Here is a 21,895-nt window from a genome sequence, read left to right as displayed (position 1 = left end):
GGGCCTGGCGGGCCTGTTCATCTTCAATTCGTTATTAATCTATGCCGTTGTAAAGTTGAAAATTTCCCCACCGCCCGACCTCGACCACCCCGACATCATCGAATGGTCCAGACCCCTGCCCCCCGAACAATGGGCCAAACCCTCCGCCGAACTGCAGGCCGCACTGGCCAGATGGGAAGCCGACCAGCAAGCGGCTTGATCCGGATGGGTCACCGGGCCGAAGACCCGGTGATCCATCACTTGATCAGTGGCGCATGCCGCGGCCGCTGACCAACAGACGAATGCAGAACAGGTACAGCACCACGCTGGCCACGACCATGAAGGCCAGGGCGATGCTGATGCGGATGTCGGACACGCCCAGGATGCCGTAGCGGAAGGCGTTGACCATGTGCAGCACCGGGTTGGCCAGCGAGACGGTCTGCCAGAACGGCGGCAGCAGGCTGATGGAGTAGAACACGCCGCCCAGGTAGGTCAGCGGGGTCAGGACGAAGGTCGGGATGATCGAGATGTCGTCGAAGTTGCGGGCAAACACCGCGTTGACCAGGCCCAGCAGCGAGAAGATCGTCGCGGTCAGCAGCACCACCACAATGGTGACGCCCAGGTGGTGCACTTGCAGGTCGGTAAAGAACATCGACAGCACCGTCACGATCACGCCCACCATCAGGCCGCGCAGCACGCCACCCAGCACGTAGCCGATGAGGATGGTGTGCGGCGAGACCGGCGAGACCATCAGTTCTTCAATGGAATGCTGGAACTTGGCGCCGAAGAAGCTCGACACCACGTTGCCGTAGGAGTTGGTGATGATCGACATCATGATCAGCCCCGGCACGATGTATTGCATGTAAGTGAAGCCGCCCATGTCGCCGATCTGTCGGCCGATCAGGTTACCGAAGATGACGAAGTACAGGACCATGGTGATGGCCGGGGGCAGCAGGGTCTGCGGCCAGATACGGGTGAAACGCCGCACTTCGCGGTAGACGATGGTGTTCAGGGCCACCAGGTTGGGGCGCAATTCGCCGCCTTGCTTGTTCATTGGGCCACCTTCGCCAGATTTTTCTCCACCAACGACACGAACAGCTCCTCAAGGCGATTGGCTTTGTTGCGCAGGCTCAGCACGTCGATGCCCTGCTGGGCCAGTTGGCTGAACAACGCGGTGATGCCTACGTTCTTGTCGACCTGCACTTCCAGCGTATGGTCATCGATCAGCTTGCAGGGGAACCCGGCCAAGTGTGGCGCGGCCGTGTGCGACTGCTTGAGGTCGAGCACGAAGGTTTCCACTGTCAGGGTGCTGAGCAGTTGCTTCATGCCCATGTTCTGCACGATCTCACCGTGGTCGATGATGCCGATGTTGCGGCACAGCTGCTCGGCCTCTTCCAGATAATGGGTGGTGAGGATGATAGTGATGCCCTTCTGGTTCAGTTCGGTCAGAAAGGTCCACATCGAGCGGCGCAGTTCGATGTCCACGCCAGCGGTGGGCTCATCGAGAATCAACAGGCGTGGCTCGTGCACCAGGGCACGGGCAATCATCAGGCGCCGCTTCATGCCGCCGGACAGCGAACGTGAAGGCACATCGCGCTTGTCCCACAGCCCGAGCTGGGTCAGGTACTGCTCGGCGCGCTCCTTGGCCACCTTGGCCGGAATGCCGTAGTAACCGGCCTGGGTCACGACGATGTCGAAGGTCTTTTCAAACTGGTTGAAGTTGAATTCCTGCGGCACCACGCCGATCGAGCGCTTGAGTGCGGCCGGATCGTGGTCCAGGTCGTGGCCGAAGATATTGACCGTCCCGCCGCTCTTGTTCACCAGCGTCGAAAGAATGCCGATGGTGGTGGACTTGCCCGCGCCGTTGGGGCCGAGCAAGGCAAAAAAGTCGCCTTCGGCAACGTCCAGGTTGATGCCCTTGAGGGCCTGGAAGCCGTTGCTGTAGGTCTTGGTCAACTGTCGGATGGACAGGGCTGAACTCATAGCTAAAAACGCACCCATCTGGAGAAATAAGGAAGGTCCATGGTGGCCCGATCAAACCATGGTGCTGGGCCGGGCCACCCAAGTACAGACACATTCATTAATAATAAGTATTAAACAGACACAAAAAAGCCCGATGAAGCGTAGCGGGCCGTACAGCCCCACCCGTCTTCAGGGTGCCCTTCAGGTCAGCGGCGTCATGACCGCCTTGCGATACGCCGCACGGGCTGTCAGGCGCTCATACCAGGCCTGCAGGTGGGGCAAATCGGCGCGTGCAACAGGCATCCCGAACCAGGCATAGGCAAAGCAGCCCAAGGGGATATCGCCCATGCCCAGCTCATCGCCAGACAGGTAAGGCTGCTGCGCCAATGCAGCATCGACGATGGCCCACAGTTCATTGAGGGCTTGCACGCCCTGGTCAATTTCTGCCTTGTCCTGCTGCTCGGCCGGGGTGCGCACCAGGCCCCAGAACACCGGGCGAAACGGCCCGGCCAGGGTCGAGCTGGCCCAGTCCATCCATTTATCGGCCTGGGCGCGGGCTTGCGGGTCGGCCGGGTACAGGGCTGAGCCGGCACCGTGAGCGGCCGCCAGGTAGCGCACGATGGCGTTGGATTCCCACAGGATGAACGCGCCGTCCTCGATCATCGGCACCCGGCCATTGGGGTTCCTGGCACGGTACTGCGGTGTGTCCACCAGGCCGAACTCGCCCCCTGCGTTGAGCGATTCGTAAGGCACGCCGAGTTCTTCGGCAATCCACAGCGCCTTGCGCACATTGGTGGAATTCTGACGTCCCCAGATCTTGAGCATTACGTTCTCCTCCTTGGCAGTTCGGGCAATCACGGCCTGCCAGTCTACCCTGAGAGGGGCACAACGTCCCCGTCGCAACTTCCAGGGTCACGCAGGGTCACTATCGAGATTGCCCGCTGTCGGGCATCCAGCCTTTGATAACGCTCGAGCCGTTGTCATCACGGAGGATTTCTTATGCTGTTGTTGTGGATTGCAGGACTGGTGGCCGGCATTGCCTGGCTGGCCCACCGGCGCATCACACCCATTGCCACGCTGGGCATTGTCGCGGTCTATCTGCTGGCCATGGGCGCCTGGAGCCATGCACCGGGCTGGCTGCTGGTGATCTTCTGGCTGTTCTGGCTGGCCGTGCTGCTGCCGCTGGTGCTGCCGGACCTGCGCCGCCAGTACTTCAGTGCGCCGATGTTCCGCTGGTTCAAGAAAGTCCTGCCACCGATGTCCGAGACCGAGCGCGACGCCATCGAAGCCGGGACGGTCTGGTGGGACGGCGAGCTGTTCAGCGGCCGCCCGGACTGGAACACCCTGCTGGCCTACCCACCGGCACGCCTGACCGAAGAAGAACAGGCCTTTATCGACGGCCCCACCAACGAACTGTGCGCCCTGGTCAGTGACTGGCAGATCGGCCAGGACATGGACCTGCCACCGGCGGCCTGGGCCCATATCAAGGAACACGGTTTCTTTGCCCTGATCATTCCCAAGGAGTATGGCGGCAAAGGCTTCTCGGCCTATGCCCACTCACAGGTGGCCATGAAACTGGCGACCCGCAGCGGCGACCTGGCCTCCACGGTCATGGTCCCCAACTCGCTGGGCCCTGCCGAGCTGCTGCTGCACTACGGCACCGATGAACAACGCAACCATTACCTGCCGCGCCTGGCGCGGGGCGATGACATCCCCTGCTTTGCCTTGACCGGTCCTTTGGCCGGCTCCGATGCTGGCGCCATGCCCGACAAGGGCATCATCTGCAAGGGTCAGTGGCAGGGCGAAGAAGTCATCGGCCTGCGCCTGACCTGGGAAAAGCGCTATATCACCCTCGGCCCGGTTGCCACCCTGCTCGGTCTGGCGTTCAAGGCCTATGACCCCGACCACCTGCTGGGCGAAGAGGAAGAGCTGGGCATCAGTCTGGCGCTGATTCCGACCGACACCCCTGGCGTCGAGATCGGCCGGCGTCACCTGCCACTGGGCGCCGCCTTCATGAACGGCCCCAACTCCGGCAAGGACGTATTCGTACCCCTCGACTACCTGATCGGCGGTCAGGCAATGCTCGGCAAGGGCTGGATGATGCTGATGAACTGCCTGTCGGTCGGCCGTTCGATCTCGCTTCCGGCGGTGGGCACCGGTGCGGCCAAGTTCACCAGCCTGGTCACCGGCCAGTATGCGCAGGTGCGCGAGCAGTTCAATGTGCCGCTGTCGGCCTTCGAAGGTATCCAGGAAGCGCTGGCCCGTATCGGCGGCAATGCCTGGCTGATGGACAGCGCCCGCATCCTGACCGCCAACGCCGTGGATCTGGGCGAAAAGCCCTCGGTGCTGTCGGCAATCCTCAAGTACCACCTCACCGAGCGCGGCCGCGAATGCATCAGCCACGCCATGGATGTGCATGGCGGCAAAGGCATCATCATGGGCCCCAACAACTACCTGGGACGCAACTGGCAGACCGCGCCGATCTTCATCACGGTCGAGGGCGCCAATATTCTTTCGCGCAACCTGATGATCTTCGGCCAGGGTGCGATTCGCTGCCATCCGTTCGTGCTCAAGGAAATGGCGCTGGTCGGGCGCCAGGATCAGGAGCGGGCGCTGTACGAGTTCGATGACTTGTTGATGCGCCATATCGGCTTTGCCGTGGGCAACGCGGCCAGCACCCTGATGCTCAACCTGGGCCTGGGGCATTTCGACCGCCTGCCCGGCGACCGGATCAGCCAGGGCTATTTCCGCGCCTTGAACCGCCAGGCGGCAGCCTTTGCGTTGCTGGCCGACCTGAGCATGATGCTGCTGGGCGGCGAGCTTAAACGCCGCGAGCGCTTGTCGGCCCGTCTGGGCGATGTGCTGAGTCACCTGTACCTGGGTTCGGCGGCGCTCAAGCGCTACCACGACCTGGGCTCGCTCCAGGACGTACGTCCCCTGATGCGCTGGGCGATGGAAGAAAGCCTGGGCGAAGCAGAGCGGGCGCTGGACGAACTGCTGCGCAACTTTCCCAACAAGTGGCTGGGCTGTGCGCTGCGCGTAATCGTATTCCCGTTCGGACGCCGACACAAAGGGCCGAGCGACGCACTGGATGCCGAGGTGGCGCGCCTGCTTGGCCAGTCAAAAGGCGATCCGGCGCTGGAGCAGTTGCTTACCGGCTGCTACCGTCCGCAATCGGCTGACGATCCGGTCGGCGCTCTGCAACAGGCCCACGACCTGCTTCAGGCCGCGTACCCGGTGCGGCGCAAGCTGGCGCATGCGCTCAAGAGCAAGCAACTCACTGCGGCACCCGGCGAGTCGCCGGTGGCCGCCGCTGTGCAGGCCGGCATCCTGCAGGCCAGCGAAGCGCAGACCTTGGAAGAGGCCGAGCACGCGCGGCGCAAGGTGATCGACGTGGACGACTTTGACAAGGAGCAGTTGACGCTGGCCCCCGGCAAGACTCGCTGAACCGGCAAGCCATCGGGTACTTCTGAAGACGCCGTGCGTTTTTAGAAGTGTCCAATCCGCACAGCGGGCGCGCAGAGCCTTATACTCTCGCGCCCTTTTTTGCCTTTGAGGAATTCATCATGGCCGGCACCATCATCGACCATCACCTGGGCCTGCTGGCTCACCTGCGCAGCATTCTGGTGGCGCTGGGCGAGGCAGAACAGGTGCCTGAAGAAAGCCACGCCCTGTTTCTGGAGCGTTTCGACGAACTGGTCGAGCAATTACCGCAGGACCCGATCGAAAGCCAGTACCTGGGCCAGGACATCATGTGCCAGGTCATACAGCGCTACCCGCAGATCGCCCACCTGGTGCCGCGCGACCTGCTGTGGTTCTTCGGCGGCGACTGCCTGCATTTCATGCCCGACGATGAAATCGACCTGTACCAGGCGCTGGAAGAACGCCGCTTCGAGGCCGAACAGAACGACGAGCCTTTTGACTGGCTGCAGGAAAAACAGTTGCTGGCCTTGTCGACACAGGGTCAGGGACACTAAGACGCTGCAGCGACGTGGGTTTACTCCAACACTGTTCACTGAGGTGCCTATTGCTTCTGCAGGAGCGACTTTAGTCGCGAAATGGCCAGTAACGTCACCGCCCCTGTCGCGAATCTACCGCCCTCTTCGCGGCTGAAGCCGCTCACAGGTCTAACTGAACAATATTGGGGTTTACTCCAGACCGGCCAGCAGATCGCTGGCCATCTGCTGATGCGCCTCGTCAGACTCTTTGATCACCTGCAACAGCAAGCGCCGCGCCTGCTCGATCTCGCCTTCGTCGATCAGCAGCTGCGCCTGATTGATCAGGGTCAGCGGGGCTTCGTCCAGGTCCAGCAAGTCGAACTCCATGCCTTCATCGCCGGCAAAGCTGTCGAGGAAGGCATCGTCCAGTTCATCACTGGCGGCCGGTTCGATGATTTCGAGCGCTTCGATGCCTGAAGCGCTCAGGTCGTCAAAATCACTCAGGCCAGAACCGATAAATGAATCATCCATGCGTACTGGCGGCTCGTCGATCATCACCGGCTCGGTCAGCTCGATCGATTCGGGCTCGGTGGTTTCAGGCGCCGACAGATCCCCCAGGAACTGGTCGTCCTGCAATTCGAAGACTTCCGGCAATTGATTGAGATTGGAGGCGAACCCTGGATCGACCTCGACCGGGGGTGCAGGAGCCTGGCGAGCGGCAGGGTTGTCGAAAGGGTCGACCAGATCCCAGTCGGCGTCCATGGACAGGTCGTCAAGGTTGAGCTGGAACTCATCGGGGTGCTCGGGGTTGAGTGCGGCCGCTGCTGTTTCGTCGAGTTGCGCAAGTGCCTGGTCTTGTACCCGGGCGGCCGTGACAGCCACTGCTGCAGCGCCCACTGCGGCGGCGATCGGTGCAGCGCTTGCCAGCGGTGCAGGAGTAACCGGCGCCGGCTTGAGTTGTGGATAGCGATTGCGAATGGCCTGGATCTGGTCATCGCCCATGCCGTTGTCCAGCGCAGCCTGGGCTTCACGTTCGAAGCCTGCGGTATCGCCCTGTTCGGCCAGCAGCTCGAGAATGCGTACGCGGATGTCTTCGCGCTCGGGTTGTTTGTCCAGCGCTTCACGCAGGATGCCCAGGGCCTCGTTGAAGCGACCGTAGGCGATATAGATACTGACGCCATCGAGTGCATCGGGGGCGGTGCCGGCCAGGCGCCTGGCCGGCGTCGGGTTTTTTTCCAGCACAGGAGACGCGGCCTGGCCCGGCACCGGCTGCGGCGCCACCGCCGGAATCTCGTAGACCGGCAATACGGTCGACTGCGCCGGCTTGATCAGCGGTTCGTCAGGCGCCGATACAGGTGCTACAGGCGCTGTCTGCACCTGGGCATGGCGCTTGCGGCGCAGGTAGACAAGTCCCAGCAATAATAGAATCGCCAGTAATGCGCCCAGCAACAGCGGCAGGCTGAACAGTGGATTGTCCTCGACAGGCGGCGCAGCCGGTACAGCGACAGGCACCGCCGGCGCGGCCGGGACCGGGGCCGCTACGGGCAAAGGCGCAGGCGTTTCAGTCAGGCGTGCCTGTAGCACCGATACGGCCTTGTCCCTTTCAATCAGTTGTTCCTGCAGGCTCTGGTTCTGCGCCTTGAGGTCTTCAAGGCTGCGCGCCAGTTGCTGGTTTTCCAGGGCAGCGCCCGCCAGCTCCGTAGCCGCGCGCTGAACGTCGGCGGCTGCCGCTGCTGGGACAACCGCCGTCTGACTGTCTGGCGCAGGGCCTGCCGGTGCCGGCAGTACTGCCGCATCCGGCACTAGCAGGCTTTGTCCGGCTTTCAACCCGGAACGAGCGCCATCGGCAAATACCTGGGGATTCAAGGCCTGGATGCCGTCGGCCAACTGCGTGGCAGAGACCTTGCTCCCGGCGCCTTGCAAGCGACGTGCAATAGCGCTCAGGGTGTCACCGCGAGCCACGGTGTAGTGCTTGCCCTGCACCGCAGGCGGCGGCGCCACCGGCAGACGTGATGCAGATGCTGCAGCTGTCTGTGCCTTGGCTTCTTCCTGTCGGCTGCGGGTCGCCGCCAGCCCCTGGGGCGAGGTGGCCGGGTCGAGCAACACGGTGTATTCATGCAGCAAGTCGCCATTGGATTGTGCGACTTGCACCACAAAGCTCAGGTAAGGCTCGATGACCGGCTTGCTGGACACCACCTGGATGAAACTGCGATTACCGCGAATGACCGGTGAAAAGCGCAGGTCATTGAGAAAGAACGCACGCTCGAGGCCGGCCTTGGCAAAAGCCTCGGGCGAGGCCAGCTTGACGACCAGGTCCTCACTGCTCAGACCGTCGGCCTCGATCAGGGCGATCCGGGCGTTGAGCGGCTGGTTCAAGGCTGAATGCAGGGTGATGTCACCCAGGCCCAGCGCCGACGCCAGGCCCGACCAGGACAACGCTGCCAGCGCAATGGACAATGCCTTCGCAGCCTTGCCGATACGGCCACGAACAATAGCCCTGGCGTCGTTCTCGACCACGACCTGAGATCTTTTCAGCATGCGTCCCCTTCAGGAAACCGGACACGGCTTCTCACGCTTTGAATAAGTGTAATAAGTATGAGCGAGAACCGGCAGGCGTGCCTCAGGTTCTTTCCAGGTTAGCCAGTATGCGGGCGTGCACGTTCATGCACAGTTGCAGCTCGCTTTCATCGATGCCGGTCAGCAGCTCGGCACGCAAGGTATTGGAGATGGCTTCGATCTGCGCGATCAGCGGCGTGGCGCTGTCACTGAGCAGGATTTTCTTGGCGCGTCGGTCTTCCAGCACCGCCTGGCGATGGACCAGGCCCTGGCTTTCGAGGCTGTCGAGCAGACGGGCCAGGGTCGGGCCCTCGACGCCGACGCTCTGGGCCAGTTCGCGCTGGGTCGGCGCGTCATCGAAACGGGCCAGATGCAGCAGCACCAGCCAGCGGGCCTGGGACAGCCCCAGGCTGGCCAGGCGCCGATCCAGCTCGGCACGCCAGCCGCGGGTCAGTTGGGCCAGTTGCATCCCGAAGCGGTGTTGATCTGTCAGTGGCATGGCAAACTCTTGGTTGAAACAATTGTTAGGCAGCTAAGCATGTTCACAGAAGGGTATCAAGGCTGGGGTAGCGTCCTTTCGTCACCGCCTGTTACGCCTCGAACTCCGATTGCAGGGCCGCCCGTACGCAATACAGGACACCGTCAGGCACCCGTCCGCTGAACTGCGCAGCCACTTCGCCCACCGCGGGCAACTCGCCTTCACCGTCGAGAAACGCATCCTGGATTTCGCTCAACAGGTCTTCGGGCAAGTCCAGCGCCTGCTCCACCGACAGTTGCTGCTTGCCAATGGCTTCAGCCAGCAGGCTGTAGACATTCTTTTCCGAGCACTGCAATTGCCCGGCGATCTGCGCAGGGGTCATGCCGGCGCGGGCCAGGCTGATCAGCTCATGCCGCAGGTCGGTGACCACCCTCGGCGCTTCGGCCTTGCCGCTGAGCACTTCAAGAAAGGCTTCGCCGTAGCGCTCCAGCTTGCGCGCGCCCACGCCGCTGACCCGGGCCATGTCGGCCATGGAGCCAGGCTGGCTGCGCAGCATCTCCAGCAGGGTCGAATCAGGGAAAATTACATAAGGCGGCACGCCGTGCTCTTCGGCCAGACGCCGGCGCAGGGTACGCAACGCTTCCCATTGCTCGCGCTCTTCGCCGCGCACCAGTTGACTGGCAGGGCTGGCGCCACTGGTCTTGCTGCTGGTCTGCGGCTTGAGGTCACGACGCAATTGCAGGCTGACTTCACCGCGCAACAACGGCCGGCAGGTGTCGGACAGGCGCAGCCCGCCGTAGCCTTCCAGGTCGATATCGGCCAGACCGCGGGCCACCAACTGGCGGAACAATGAACGCCATTCGCCTTCGGAATGGGCCTTGCCGACGCCGAATACCGACAAACGCTCGTGGCCGAAGCTCTGCACCTTGTCGTTGCTCTTGCCCAGCAGCACATCCACCAGATGGCCCACGCCGTAGCGCTGGCCGGTGCGGAAGATTGCCGACAAGGCCTGACGCGCAGGTTCGGTGGCGTCCCAGGTCTGCACGCCATCGACGCAGTTGTCGCAATGCCCGCAGGGCTGGGGCAGGTCTTCGTCGAAATAGGCCAGCAAGGCCTGGCGGCGGCAGCGGGTCTCTTCGCACAGCGCCAGCATGGCATCGAGCTTGTGATGCTCCAGGCGTTTGTGCCGTTCGTCGCCTTCGGAGCTTTGCAGCATCTGCTTGAGCATCAGCACATCCTGCAGGCCGTAGGCCATCCAGGCATCGGCGGGCAGGCCGTCACGTCCTGCCCGGCCGGTCTCCTGGTAATAGGCTTCCAGCGACTTGGGCAGGTCCATGTGCGCGACGAACCGCACGTTGGGCTTGTCGATGCCCATGCCGAAGGCAATGGTCGCGACCATGATCAGGCCTTCCTCGTTAAGGAAGCGCTTCTGGTTGGCCGCTCGGGTCTCGGCCGGCAGGCCCGCATGGTACGGCAGCGCCGGGTAGCCGTTATCGCTCAGGAAGGTGGCAGTTTCATCGACTTTCTTGCGCGACAGGCAATAGACGATGCCGGCATCGCTGCGCCGCTGCGACAGGAACGCCAGCAACTGCTTGCGCGGCTGTTCCTTGGGCACGATGCGGTAAAAGATATTGGGGCGGTCGAAGCTGGACAGGAAGCGTTCGGCGTTCTGCAAGTGCAGGCGGGTGACGATCTCTTCGCGGGTCCGCTTGTCGGCCGTGGCGGTCAGGGCGATGCGCGGCACATCAGGGAACAGTTCGGCCAGTTGCCCCAGTTGCAGGTATTCAGGACGGAAATCATGGCCCCATTGCGAGACGCAGTGAGCCTCGTCGATAGCGAACAGGGCAATCTTCAGGTTTTGCAGGAACGCCAGCATGCGCGGCTGAACCAGACGCTCGGGCGCCAGGTAGAGCATCTTGATCTCGCCCTGGCGGATCCGTACGGCGAGGTCGCGCTGCTGCTCGGCGCTCAGCGTGGAATTCAATGCTGCGGCCGACACGCCCAGTTCATCCAGGGTCGCCACCTGGTCGTCCATCAGGGCGATCAAGGGCGAAACCACCACGCACAACCCGTCGCGCAACAGTCCCGGCACCTGGAAGCACAGCGACTTGCCGCCGCCGGTGGGCATCAGCACCAGGGCATCGCCGCCCTGGGCCACACGCTCGATGATCGCACCCTGGCTACCCCGAAAACTGTCGTAGCCGAAGATGTCCTTGAGAATGTGTTGAGCCTGTTCGAGCATAAATACCCCGGTTGTCCTGCCACAGCAGGCCGCAGCGGTCGAGTCGCCCGGCCATAAACGCGGCAGTATACCCGACCCTTCGGGGCAAGGGACGCCCGGGACATAAGCGGTCGAATATCAATCCGGGCCACCTCGCGGCTGGCGCGCCGGGCGCTCAGGGCCTAGAATTCAGCATCGTTTATTTCCTAGGTAGTCCGTCCATGTCCTTCGCTGAGCAACTTACCCGCCTGCAAGTCTTCCTCGATGCAGATGATCTGCACGATGAAGCACTGGACTACGTGGCCGCTCATGGTTTCATGACGGCCTTGTCGGTCTGCGCCGAAGAAGTGCCGGAGCGCGAGTGGATCGACGCCCTGTTCTCCGAGCCGCCGCAGTACTCCAGCGACGCACAGCGCGAAGAAGTCGAAACCACGCTGGTGCTGCTCAAGGCCCATATCGCCCGCCAGCTGGCATCGGATGAAGAGTTCGAGCTGCCATGTGACCTGGACCTGGGCGACGACCCGGATGACTCCGACCTGCGCGGCTGGTGCATCGGTTTCATGGAAGGCGTCTTCCTGCGCGAAGAAGCCTGGTTCGAACAGGCCGAGGAAGAAGTCAGCGAAATGCTCCTGCCGATCATGGTCGGTTCCGGTCTGTTCGACGAGCAGCCTGAATTTGCCGATATCGCCCAGGATGCCAACCTGATGGACGACATGATCGTGCAAATCCCCGAAGCCCTGACCGCGCTGTTCCTGCTGTGCCAGGCCCCCGACGAGAAACCGGCGATCCTCAAGCCTCGCCACCACTGAGGTGACGCAAGGCCCGCCACGCACCAGCCGCCCTGCGCTGGTGCGCTACGCGCTGCTGGCCGCCGGCTGGCTGAGCGTGGCGCTGGGCATCATCGGCATTTTCCTGCCGGTGCTGCCCACTACTCCCTTCCTGCTGCTGGCTGCTGGCTGTTTCGCGCGCAGCTCTCCCCGTTTTTACCACTGGCTGGTCGATCACCCACGGCTGGGTCCGTGGATCCGTGACTACCTGAACGGCCATGGCATTCCATTCAAGGCCAAGGTCTACACCATCGCCCTGATGTGGGTCAGCATTGGCTTGTCGTGCTGGTTCGTGCCGTTGACCTGGGTACGCATTGTGTTGCCGGTGTGTGCCACGCTGGTGAGCGTCTGGATCCTGAAGTACAAGACCGCGCAGCAACCGTGACGCCCTGGCACAGGGTAGCCCGCATGAAAACGGCATAAGTCTTATGCAAAAACCGTCTGGTGCTGTTGAAAAATTGTTCTTAGCTGTTGTTGCACGCCTGTAACGCCTGGGCTTGAGGCGTTACAGGCGTGCATCACTCCGCTGATCAGCAAGGACCCTCCTCATGCGCGATGTTCCACCACTTTACAGTGCGATCCTGAAATCGCTGGCCGAAGCATTCATGTCTGGAAAGTTTGCTGAATGTTCAGGATCCTGCAGTCGTCACCGAACGACCGGGACTCCCTGCAACAATTCGCTGGTCAATCATGACCAGGCTGCACCCGCCCTGGACAATTCGACATTTCGGCCCTTGCAAGGGTAGGCGTCATCAAGTGGCGAACAGGCTGTCCAGTGAGCGATCCACCAGCATTTTGGCCATTTGCGACAAATGCAGGACTGCCAGGTTCAAGTCGCGATTTGGGCCTTGGCTGGCTTCAATGCCCTCACCTGCAGTCGCGATGATACAGCGCAACAAGTCAGAGGCATGGTTGAGTGCAGCTTCCGGGGTTACGGTATCCATAATTGAAAAGAGGCAGGATGTGGTTGGCTTTAACTCAAGCATGAGCGTTCTCCATAAGGCTTGCGACGGCCAGCATCCTTGTCGACCAGATTTAGCGTCGCGGCGGACCGCGAGCTGCAGACCTTGCGTAGACGGCTACAAAGGCAGCCGACCTACCGCGACGGGCGCAGATTAGGGAACCTATACGCCAGGTGCAAGGCATCCATAAATTCTAGGACATTTCATGCAAGCGAATCGGAAGCATCTGCCAATACTTCCGACCTGACCGTCCACTGCCGCACCGTGTTTCCTGTGCAGGCTACTTTTTCCGGTCTTTGGCAAACGCCGCTTCCAGCGCTTCGTTGAGCGTGCGCAGGACCTTGACGCGAGCCCAGCGCTTGTCGTTGGCTTCCACCAGGGTCCAGGGCGCGATCGAGGTGCTGGTGCGGTCGACCATATCGCTCACCGCCTGACGATACTGCGGCCACTTGTCGCGATTACGCCAGTCATCTTCGGTGATCTTGTAACGCTTGAAGGGAATGGTCTCCCGGGCCTTGAACCGCTCCAGCTGGGTCTGCTGATCAATGGCCAGCCAGAACTTGACCACGACCACGCCAGCCTCGGTGAGCTGTTCTTCGAAATCATTGATTTCGCCATAGGCACGCAACCAGTCGGTGTCGCTGCAAAAGCCTTCGACCCGTTCCACCAGCACTCGCCCGTACCAGGAACGATCAAAGATGGTGAACTTGCCACGCGCCGGAATCTGTCGCCAGAAACGCCACAGGTACGGTTGCGCCCGTTCATCCTCGGTGGGCGCGGCTATCGGCACGATATGGTACTGACGCGGATCGAGTGCGGCCGCGGCGCGGCGGATCGCACCGCCCTTGCCGGCCGCATCGTTGCCCTCGAACACCGCGACCAATGCATGGCGCTTCATGTGCTTGTCACGCAGGTTGCGCGACAGCCGGGCCTGTTCGGCGATCAGTTGGGCCTCGTACTCGTCCTTTTCCAGCGACAGGCTCAGGTCCAGGCTGTCAAGCAAGGTCAGGTCGTCGTCATGCGTAGCGCGTGGTCCCACCGTCAAGGCCTGTGGCTCGACCTGCGGGGTCTTGAGCGCGGCCTGCATGCCTTCGAGCAGCAAGCGACCGACCGTCAGGCTGCGGTAGTTGGCATCCACACCCTCGATCACATGCCAGGGGGCATATTCGCGGCTGCTGCGCCGTAGCACACGCTCGCCGAAGCGCACGAACCGGTCGTAGGTCTTCGATTGCTGCCAGTCCAGCGGGCTGATGCGCCAGCTGTGCAACGGGTCGTCGCGCAGGCTCTTGAGCCGGTGTTTCATCTGTTTGCGCGAAAGGTGGAACCAGAACTTGAAGATCAGCGCGCCTTCATCACTGAGCATCTTTTCCAGCCGCTCGGCACCGCTGATCGCCTGGTCGAGCTCAGGGTCCTTGATCAACCCGTGAACCCGGTCCTGCAGCATCTGGCTGTACCAGTTACCAAAGAAAATCCCCATTCGGCCCTTGGCCGGCAGTTGCCGCCAGTAGCGCCAGGCCTTTGGATGGTCGAGTTCTTCGTCGGTTTTCTGATCGAAGGTACGCACCTCGATCAGACGCGGGTCCATCCACTCGTTGAGCAGCTTGACGGTTTCGCCCTTGCCCGCGCCCTCGATGCCGTTGATCAACACAATGATCTGGCGCTGGCCCTGCTCGTGCAGGTCGTACTGGGCCTCAAGCAAGGCCTCGCGCAAGGCCGGCACCTGGTCCTCGTAGGTCTCATCGTCGATGACATGGCCGATTTCGGCGGATTCGAACATCAGAAACTCCCTTATGCCAACCCTGATTGATAGCGCTTTGCCCATTAAGACCACCAATGGGACAGATGGGTCAATTGCGTTTACCTCCCGAAGTGATCGGCCGGTTAAACTGCAGCGGTTTTTCTGCCTGCCCCGTGACCGAGCCCGACATGACCTGCCCTTTGCACCACGCCCAGATCGTCTGGGATGAACATGGCAACCCCACCTCCAGCGAATTTGGCGATGTGTACTTCGCCACCGGCGCAGGCCTTGAAGAAACCCGACACGTGTTCATGACCCAGAACAACCTGCGCGAGCGCTTTTCGGCACTGCCGGCCGGTGGGCGCCTGGTCATCGGCGAAACCGGCTTTGGCACGGGGCTGAATTTTCTCTGCGCCTGGCAATTGTTTAATGAATGCGCCCCGGCGGATGCGCACCTGCAGTTCATCAGCGTCGAAAAATTCCCGCTGAGCCGTGCCGACCTGCAACGCGCCCTGGACCTGTGGCCGGAACTGGCCGCCCAAGCCGGACCCTTGCTGGCGCAGTACGTGGCGATCCACCCGGGATTCCAGCGGCTGGTGTTCGAAGATGCGCGCGTAACGCTGACGCTGCTGATCGGCGATGCGCACGCGATGCTGACGCAACTGGACGGGCAGATCGATGCCTGGTTTCTCGACGGTTTCGCGCCGGCGAAGAACCCGGACATGTGGAACGACGCACTGTTCGCCGAACTGGCCCGACTGTCGGCGCCACAGGCCACCCTGGGCACCTTCACCAGCACCGGCTGGGTCCGACGCGCCTTGAAGGCGGCCGGCTTTGCCATGAAGCGCATCCCCGGCATCGGCCACAAGTGGGAAGTCATGCGCGGCACATTCGCCGGCTGGCCGGCCGAAACCACACCGCCGGCAGCGGTCAAGCCATGGTTTGCACGCCCACCCCGCCTGGCCGGTGAGCGTCATGCGCTGGTGATCGGCGGTGGCTTGGCCGGCTGCAGCACCGCCCGCAGCCTGGCCATGCGTGGCTGGCACGTCAGCCTGCTGGAGCGTCATGACGCCCTGGCCGGCGAGGCCTCGGGCAATCCGCAAGGCGTGCTGTACCTGAAGTTGTCGGCCCACGGCACGGCCCTGTCGCAGTTGATTCTCAGCGGTTTCGGCCATACGCGCCGCCTGCTGGAGCGCTTGCAGCGCGGTCATGAATGGAATGACTGCGGCGTGTTGCAGCTGGCCTTCGATGCCAAGGAAGCGCAGCGCCAGGCGCAACTGGCCCAGGCCTTTCCAGAAGCGCTGCTGCACCGGCTGGATCAGTCGGCAGCCGAGCAGCAGGCCGGCATCGGCCTGGGCAGCGGCGGACTGTTCTACCCTGAAGGCGGCTGGGTGCATCCACCGGCGCTGTGCCAGCAACAGGCCGCCCACCCGAATATCCAGACCCTGCTGCACCATGAGGCGCTTGAACTTCGGCGGGTCGATGGCCAGTGGCAAGCCTGGGCGGGCGCGCAGTTACTGGCCAGCGCCCCGGTGGCGATCCTGGCCAATGCCGCGCAGATCAAAGCGTTCGAGCAAAGCGCTGAACTGCCGCTCAAGCGCATTCGCGGGCAGATCACCCGTCTGCCTGCCACCGACGCCAGCCACCGTCTGAGTACCGTGGTATGCGCCGAAGGCTACGTGGCACCGGCGCGTGATGGCGAGCACACGCTGGGCGCCAGCTTCGACTTTCATAACCAGGACCTGGCCCCGACCCTTGCAGAGCATCAAGGTAACCTGCACTTGCTGGAGGAGATTTCGGCTGATCTGAGCGAACGCCTCGATGCCGCCCATCTGGATCTTGAGCAGTTGCAAGGCCGGGCGGCCTTTCGCTGCACCAGTCCCGACTACCTGCCGATCGTCGGCCCGCTGGCCGATGGTCAGGCCTTTGCCGGCACCTATGCCGCGCTGACCAAGGATGCTCGCCAGGTGCCACCCCTGCCCTGCCCTTGGCTGGACGGCCTGTACATCAACAGCGGCCATGGCTCACGCGGGCTGATCACCACGCCCCTGGCTGCCGAGCTGCTGGCGGCCTGGCTGGATGACGAACCGTTGCCTGTACCGCGCAGCGTGGCCGAGGCCTGTCACCCCAACCGGTTCGCCCTGCGCAGCCTGATTCGTGGGCCGAAAAGCCAGGCCAGAGGTTAGATTCTGCGCCGATCTGTAACAGATAATTGCAGCAAGGCCTTTGACCTGAGCGGTGATTCACCCTACGGTGAACACCTGCACAGTGCTGAAAATGGAGACTTGCATGCTGTTCCGCCAATTGTTCGACAGCCAGACATCCACCTACAGTTACCTGCTGGCCGACCATGGCCAGGCCATGCTGATCGACCCGGTAAAAGAGCACCTGGACACCTACCTGCAGTTGCTTTCGGACCTGGACCTGCAACTGATCATGGCCATCGACACCCACACCCACGCCGATCACATCACTGCGCTGGGTGACCTGCGCGATGCCACCGGCTGCAACACCGGCCTGGGCCAGGAAAGCCAGGTGCCCTGCGCCAGCTTCACGTTCCACGACGGCCAGAGCCTGGCGTTGGGCAGCCGCGAATTGAAGGTCTGGCACACACCGGGGCACACCCGCGACTCCTACTGCTTCCTGCTGGCCGCGCGCGGTCGCCAGCCTGCCTGGCTGTTCAGCGGCGACACCCTGCTGATCCGCGGCAGCGGGCGTACGGACTTTCAGAACGGCAGCGCCCGTCAGCAGTGGACCAGCCTGCAACGCCTGCTGGACCTGGGCGATGACACCCTGGTATTTCCGGCCCATGACTACAAGGGCTGGACCTGCTCGACCATTGGTGAAGAGCGCCGCCACAACCCGCGTCTGCAAGTGGCCAATGCCGAAGAATACGCCGCCTTGATGGACGACCTGCACCTGCCACCGCCGCGCCTGCTGGACGTCGCCGTAGCCGCCAACCGCGCGTGCGGGCAGACCTGACCTGTTCCTTGACCCGAGTCATCCGCCATGTTGCAGGTTGTCGATCTGCTCAAGCACTACCCCACCGCCCAGGGCCCGTTGCAGGTGCTCGACGGCGTCAGCCTGCAACTGGCGCAAGGGGAAACCCTGGCCCTGATGGGTGAGTCCGGCAGTGGCAAAAGTACCCTGCTGCATCTGGTCGCCGGGCTGGACCGTGCCGACGGCGGACACATCGAAATCGACGGCCAGCGCCTGGACGGCCTCACTGAAGCTGGCCTGGCGCACTGGCGACGCACCGGCATCGGCCTGGTGTTCCAGCAGTTCAACCTGATCGGCAGCCTCAAGGTCGCCGACAACCTGGCCTTTCAGGCGCGCCTGGCCGGGCGCCATGACCAGGCCTGGCAGGCCCAACTGGTCGAGCGCCTGGGGCTGGGCGATCTGCTGAGCCGTTACCCCGAACAACTGTCCGGTGGCCAGCAACAGCGCGTGGCCATCGGCCGCGCCCTGGCTTCGCGCCCGGCCCTGCTGCTGGCCGACGAACCCACCGGCAACCTTGACGAAGCCACCAGCGATGAAGTCCTCAAGCTGCTGCTGGAGCTGGTCGCCGACAGCCCCACCAGCCTCTTGATGGTGACGCACAGTCCGCGCATTGCCGCCCACCTGATGCATAGGGTGGTATTACACAAGGGGCGGCTGGTCAGCGCCGGGCCCCGCTGAATGGCCGTGCTCTATTGGACGCTACGCGCCTTGCTCAGTCATTGGCGTCGCCACCCGGTGCAACTGTTCAGCGTGCTGACCGGCCTGTGGCTGGCCACCGGCCTGCTCACCGGAGTACAAGCCCTCAACAGCCAGGCCCGCGACAGCTACCAGCGCGCCAGCCAATTGCTCGGAACGCAACCGCAAAGCTGGTTGAGCAGCCCCTCGGCAGCACCCTTTCCGCAGCAGGTGTTTGTCGATCTGCGCAGAGCGGGCTGGCCGGTGTCACCGCAGTTGCAAGGGCGCATTACCCTTAATGGCGAACGCCTGCAACTGCTTGGCATCGAGCCTTTGACCCTCCCTCGCGACCTGGAACTGGCCGGCCAGCGCCAGGACCTCGGGCAGCTACTCGACTTCTTACATCCCCCTGGCGTGACCTGGATCGCCCGCGACACCTTGCAGGCACTGGGCTTGCAGGAAGGTCAGCAACCGGTGACGGACAGCGGCCAGGCACTGCCCCCGCTACGCGGCCTGCCAGATATGGCGCCTGGCGTGCTGCTGACCGATATCGGCCAGGCCCAGCGCGTGCTGGCGATGCCAGGGCAAGTCAGCCGCCTGTTGCTGAGCGCGGATTTCGCGGCGACCCAGCCGACGTTGCCGGACGCGCTGGCCGACCTTCTGGTGCTGCAACATGGTGATGCGGCCGACGACCTGGACCGGTTGACCAAGAGCTTTCATCTCAATCTGGATGCCCTGGGCGCCCTGGCCTTCGTGGTCGGCCTGTTCATTGTGCACGCCGCCATCGGCCTGGCGCTGGAACAGCGCCGTGGCCTGTTGCGCAACCTGCGCGCCAGCGGTGTCAGTGCGCGCCTGCTGATCGGTGCGCTGGTTGTTGAGCTGACGGGTATGGCCCTGCTGGCCGGGCTGGCCGGCGTGATCAGCGGCTATCTGCTGGCCGGCTGGCTGCTGCCGGACCTGGCCGCCAGCCTGCGTGGCCTGTATGGCGCACCGGTGGCCGGGCAACTGAACCTGGGGTTGTCATGGTGGTTGACCAGCCTGGGCGTGGCCTTGCTGGGCGCTTTGCTGGCCGGGGCCAGCAGCGTGTTGCGCGCCGCGCGTCTGCCATTGCTGGCCCTGGCGCGAGCCCAGGTCTGGCGTCAGGCCCACGAGCGCTGGCTGCGCCGTCAGGCTTGGGTGGCCGCCGCAGCCTTGGTCGTGGCGCTGCTGGCCTGGACCGGCAACAGCCTGCTCAGCGGTTTCATCATGGTGGCGGCCATTCTGCTCAGCGCCGCGCTGGGCCTGCCGGTGTTGCTCGATGCGGTGCTGGGTACGGCCTTGCAGCATACGCGGTCGGTGCTGGGCCAATGGTTTGTGGCCGACTGTCGGCAACAGCTGCCGGCCTTGAGCCTGGCCTTGATGGCGTTGCTGCTGGCACTGGCCGCCAGCATCGGTGCGGGTGGCATGACCTCGGGTTTTCGCCAGACGTTCGGTGACTGGCTCGACCAGCGCCTGAGCGCCGAACTGTATGTCACCGCCAGTAATGCCGAGCAGGCCCAGGACCTCTACACCTGGCTGGCACAGCAGCCAGCGGTCAGCGCCGTATTGCCCGACTGGCAGGTCAGCCTGCGCCTTAAGGGCTGGCCGGCCGACCTGCACGGCGTGGTCGAGCACCGGCACTATCGCGATCACTGGCCCCTGCTGGCCGCCAGCGCCGGCGATGCCTGGCAGCGCCTGGCACAGGACGACACGGTGATGATCAGCGAACAACTGGCACGGCGCCTGGACCTGGACGTGGACGATACACTCGACATCCCGGTGCCTCAGGGCCGCTGGACGCCACGCATCGTCGGTCTTTACGCCGACTACGGCAACGCCCGCGGGCACCTGCTGGTCGATGCCCGGCACCTGTTGCAGCACTGGCCGGCCCTGGCGCCAGGCCGCTTCAACCTGCGCCTGGCCCCTGCCGACATCCAGGCCCTGACCGCGCAGTTGCAGACGCACTTTGCCCTGGACGACAGCCGCATCATCGATCAGCAGCAGCTCAAGTCATGGTCCAGCCGTGTGTTTGAACGCACGTTCGCCGCCACGGCCGCACTCAACAGCCTGACCCTGGGAGTGGCCGGTATCGCCCTGTTCATCAGCCTGCTGACCCAGAGCCAGGACCGCCTGGGACAACTGGCGCCGCTCTGGGCGCTGGGGGTTACCCGCCGGCAACTGATGGCTCTGAATCTCGGCCAGACCTGGCTGCTGGCAAGCCTGACCCTGCTGGCTGCCTTGCCGCTGGGCGTGCTGCTGGCCTGGTGCCTGAATGCCGTGATCCAGGTGCAGGCCTTTGGCTGGCGCCTGCCTTCACACCTGTATCCAGGGCAATGGCTGAACCTGACCGCCCTGGCGCTGCTCGCCACCCTGCTGGCCTCGGCCTGGCCGCTGTGGCGCCTGTATCGCAGTCAACCGAGTGACCTGCTGAGGTGCTTCGACCGTGAAAATTGAGTGGTTGGCCCTCCTGCTCGGCGCCTGGTTGCTCAGTGGCTGCGACGACTCTGCGCCAGCCTCGCAAGGCTTTGCCGGGCTGGGCGCGCAGACCGGCGACTTTACCGAAGTCACCCCCGGACGCCGGTTTGTTTTCCCCCAGGACCACGCGCCGCACCCGGGTTTTCGGATCGAGTGGTGGTACATCACCGCCAACCTGCAGGACGCCAGCGGCCAGCCCTTTGGCGTGCAATGGACCCTGTTTCGCAGTGCCGGGCAACCCGGTCCGGCCAGGCAGGGCTGGGACGACCCGAACCTGTGGATGGGCCATGCCGCCGTGACCTCGGCCACCCGACATTACGCCACCCAGCGCCTGGGGCGCGGCGGCATTGGCCAGGCCGGGGTGACCCTGACGCCCTTGAGCGCCTGGATCGACAACTGGTCGCTGAGCAGCACGCTACCGGCCGACAGCCATGCCGACCCCATGACCCAGGTGCGCCTGCAGGCCAGCGGCCCGGCCTTCGACTACGACCTGCACCTGAGCACCGACCGGCCGCTGGTGCTCCAGGGCGACCAGGGCTACAGCCGCAAATCCGAGCAGGGCCAGGCTTCGTATTACTACAGCCAGCCGTTCTTTACCGTGCAGGGCCAACTGCGGATCAATGGCCAGGACCATTCCGTCACAGGCCAGGCCTGGCTGGACCGCGAGTGGAGCAGCCAGCCCCTGACCGCCGATCAACGCGGCTGGGACTGGTTTTCCCTGCACTTGCGTGACGGCACCCGGCTGATGCTCTACCGCATTCGCCATGACAACGGCGCACACTACCTGATCGGCACCTGGATCGGCCCCGAAGGCCAGTCGCAGCCCCTGGCGGCCAGCGACATCCGGCTTGAGCCCCTGCAGACGACCGAGGTCGCTGGCAAGGCCGTGCCCACGCGCTGGTCGATCGAGATCCCTGGCAAGCACCTGGCAATCACCACCGAGGCGCTCAATCCCAAGGCGTGGATGGACCTGGACGTGCCGTACTGGGAAGGCCCGGTAACCGTCAGTGGTAGCCAACAGGGCGTCGGCTACCTGGAAATGACCGGTTACTGAGCCTGGCAGTCC

General features: G+C 63.5%; 17 protein-coding genes and 1 pseudogene. 10 read left to right on the top strand and 8 right to left on the bottom strand.

Translation table 11 applies throughout. The annotated features are described in order from the left end of the window. A pseudogene (locus ASF84_RS29355) lies at positions 1 to 199 on the top strand (hypothetical protein); the annotation flags it as partial. A 45-nt stretch (positions 200 to 244) separates the two neighbouring features. Here ASF84_RS29355 and ASF84_RS03695 read toward each other — a convergent pair. From ASF84_RS03695 to ASF84_RS03685, 3 genes are all read right to left on the bottom strand, one after another. Beyond that, complete coding sequence (locus ASF84_RS03695) at positions 245 to 1,033, bottom strand: ABC transporter permease (RefSeq protein ID WP_056835293.1); 789 nt, start codon at positions 1,031 to 1,033, stop codon at positions 245 to 247. Next, the gene (locus tag ASF84_RS03690) at positions 1,030 to 1,962 is read right to left on the bottom strand and encodes an ABC transporter ATP-binding protein (protein ID WP_056835291.1); all 933 of its coding nucleotides are present in this window, start codon (positions 1,960 to 1,962) and stop codon (positions 1,030 to 1,032) included. The genes ASF84_RS03695 and ASF84_RS03690 overlap by 4 nt, the downstream gene beginning before the upstream one ends. A gap of 180 nt (positions 1,963 to 2,142) precedes the next feature. Beyond that, complete coding sequence (locus tag ASF84_RS03685) at positions 2,143 to 2,766, bottom strand: glutathione S-transferase family protein (RefSeq protein ID WP_056835289.1); 624 nt, start codon at positions 2,764 to 2,766, stop codon at positions 2,143 to 2,145. 174 nt (positions 2,767 to 2,940) lie between these two features. Here ASF84_RS03685 and ASF84_RS03680 point away from each other — a divergent pair, with 174 nt between their 5' ends. Both ASF84_RS03680 and ASF84_RS03675 read left to right on the top strand, forming a co-directional pair. Next, positions 2,941 to 5,388 carry an acyl-CoA dehydrogenase gene (locus ASF84_RS03680; RefSeq protein ID WP_056835287.1) on the top strand — a complete coding sequence of 816 codons (2,448 nt, stop codon included), beginning with the start codon at positions 2,941 to 2,943 and terminating at the stop codon, positions 5,386 to 5,388. Positions 5,389 to 5,507: 119 nt separating this feature from the next. Next, positions 5,508 to 5,918 carry a PA2817 family protein gene (locus tag ASF84_RS03675; RefSeq protein ID WP_056835285.1) on the top strand — a complete coding sequence of 137 codons (411 nt, stop codon included), beginning with the start codon at positions 5,508 to 5,510 and terminating at the stop codon, positions 5,916 to 5,918. Between the two features lie 171 nt (positions 5,919 to 6,089). Here the strand turns inward: ASF84_RS03675 and ASF84_RS03670 are convergent, their stop codons facing one another. The 3 genes from ASF84_RS03670 to recQ all read right to left on the bottom strand — a co-directional run bounded on the left by ASF84_RS03670 (position 6,090) and on the right by recQ (position 11,155). Then, entirely contained in the window at positions 6,090 to 8,417 is a 2,328-nt protein-coding gene (locus ASF84_RS03670; RefSeq protein ID WP_056835283.1) for a type IV pilus assembly protein FimV, read from the bottom strand. An 82-nt stretch (positions 8,418 to 8,499) separates the two neighbouring features. Beyond that, the gene (gene slyA / locus ASF84_RS03665; RefSeq protein ID WP_056835281.1) at positions 8,500 to 8,934 is read right to left on the bottom strand and encodes a transcriptional regulator SlyA; all 435 of its coding nucleotides are present in this window, start codon (positions 8,932 to 8,934) and stop codon (positions 8,500 to 8,502) included. Between the two features lie 91 nt (positions 8,935 to 9,025). Next, positions 9,026 to 11,155, bottom strand: a complete 2,130-nt coding sequence (gene recQ / locus ASF84_RS03660; RefSeq protein WP_056835278.1) for a DNA helicase RecQ — start codon at positions 11,153 to 11,155, stop codon at positions 9,026 to 9,028. 200 nt (positions 11,156 to 11,355) lie between these two features. Here recQ and ASF84_RS03655 point away from each other — a divergent pair, with 200 nt between their 5' ends. Next, positions 11,356 to 11,943, top strand: coding sequence for a UPF0149 family protein (locus ASF84_RS03655; protein ID WP_056835276.1), 588 nt, complete (start codon positions 11,356 to 11,358; stop codon positions 11,941 to 11,943). Between the two features lies 1 nt (position 11,944). Further along, a complete protein-coding gene (locus tag ASF84_RS03650; RefSeq protein ID WP_056835275.1) occupies positions 11,945 to 12,346 on the top strand; it encodes a YbaN family protein in 402 nt (133 codons plus the stop codon). A gap of 367 nt (positions 12,347 to 12,713) precedes the next feature. Here ASF84_RS03650 and ASF84_RS03645 read toward each other — a convergent pair whose 3' ends face one another. Together ASF84_RS03645 and pap are read right to left on the bottom strand one after the other, a co-directional pair. Then, the gene (locus tag ASF84_RS03645; RefSeq protein ID WP_056835273.1) at positions 12,714 to 12,947 is read right to left on the bottom strand and encodes a DUF6124 family protein; all 234 of its coding nucleotides are present in this window, start codon (positions 12,945 to 12,947) and stop codon (positions 12,714 to 12,716) included. 256 nt (positions 12,948 to 13,203) lie between these two features. Further along, a complete protein-coding gene (gene pap / locus ASF84_RS03640) occupies positions 13,204 to 14,700 on the bottom strand; it encodes a polyphosphate:AMP phosphotransferase (RefSeq protein WP_056835270.1) in 1,497 nt (498 codons plus the stop codon). A 149-nt stretch (positions 14,701 to 14,849) separates the two neighbouring features. Between pap and mnmC the strand changes: the two genes are divergently transcribed. The 5 genes from mnmC (at position 14,850) to ASF84_RS03615 (ending at position 21,883) form a co-directional block, all read left to right on the top strand. Further along, positions 14,850 to 16,847, top strand: a complete 1,998-nt coding sequence (gene mnmC, locus ASF84_RS03635; RefSeq protein ID WP_056835269.1) for a bifunctional tRNA (5-methylaminomethyl-2-thiouridine)(34)-methyltransferase MnmD/FAD-dependent 5-carboxymethylaminomethyl-2-thiouridine(34) oxidoreductase MnmC — start codon at positions 14,850 to 14,852, stop codon at positions 16,845 to 16,847. A 103-nt stretch (positions 16,848 to 16,950) separates the two neighbouring features. Continuing rightward, positions 16,951 to 17,643 (top strand): MBL fold metallo-hydrolase, encoded by a 693-nt coding sequence (locus ASF84_RS03630; RefSeq protein WP_056835267.1) that lies wholly within the window; start codon positions 16,951 to 16,953, stop codon positions 17,641 to 17,643. Between the two features lie 27 nt (positions 17,644 to 17,670). Then, positions 17,671 to 18,339 (top strand): ABC transporter ATP-binding protein, encoded by a 669-nt coding sequence (locus ASF84_RS03625; RefSeq protein WP_056835265.1) that lies wholly within the window; start codon positions 17,671 to 17,673, stop codon positions 18,337 to 18,339. After that, positions 18,340 to 20,808 (top strand): ABC transporter permease, encoded by a 2,469-nt coding sequence (locus ASF84_RS03620; protein WP_056835263.1) that lies wholly within the window; start codon positions 18,340 to 18,342, stop codon positions 20,806 to 20,808. Continuing rightward, the gene (locus ASF84_RS03615) at positions 20,798 to 21,883 is read left to right on the top strand and encodes a lipocalin-like domain-containing protein (RefSeq protein WP_056835260.1); all 1,086 of its coding nucleotides are present in this window, start codon (positions 20,798 to 20,800) and stop codon (positions 21,881 to 21,883) included. The genes ASF84_RS03620 and ASF84_RS03615 overlap by 11 nt, the downstream gene beginning before the upstream one ends. The last annotated feature ends 12 nt before the right edge of the window (positions 21,884 to 21,895 follow it).

This window comes from Pseudomonas sp. Leaf127, from assembly GCF_001423155.1.
Classification (GTDB): Bacteria; Pseudomonadota; Gammaproteobacteria; order Pseudomonadales; family Pseudomonadaceae; genus Aquipseudomonas; species Aquipseudomonas ovata.
The sequence above is the reverse complement of the archived record's forward strand: the minus strand, read 5'-3'. Positions and strand labels throughout refer to the sequence as shown.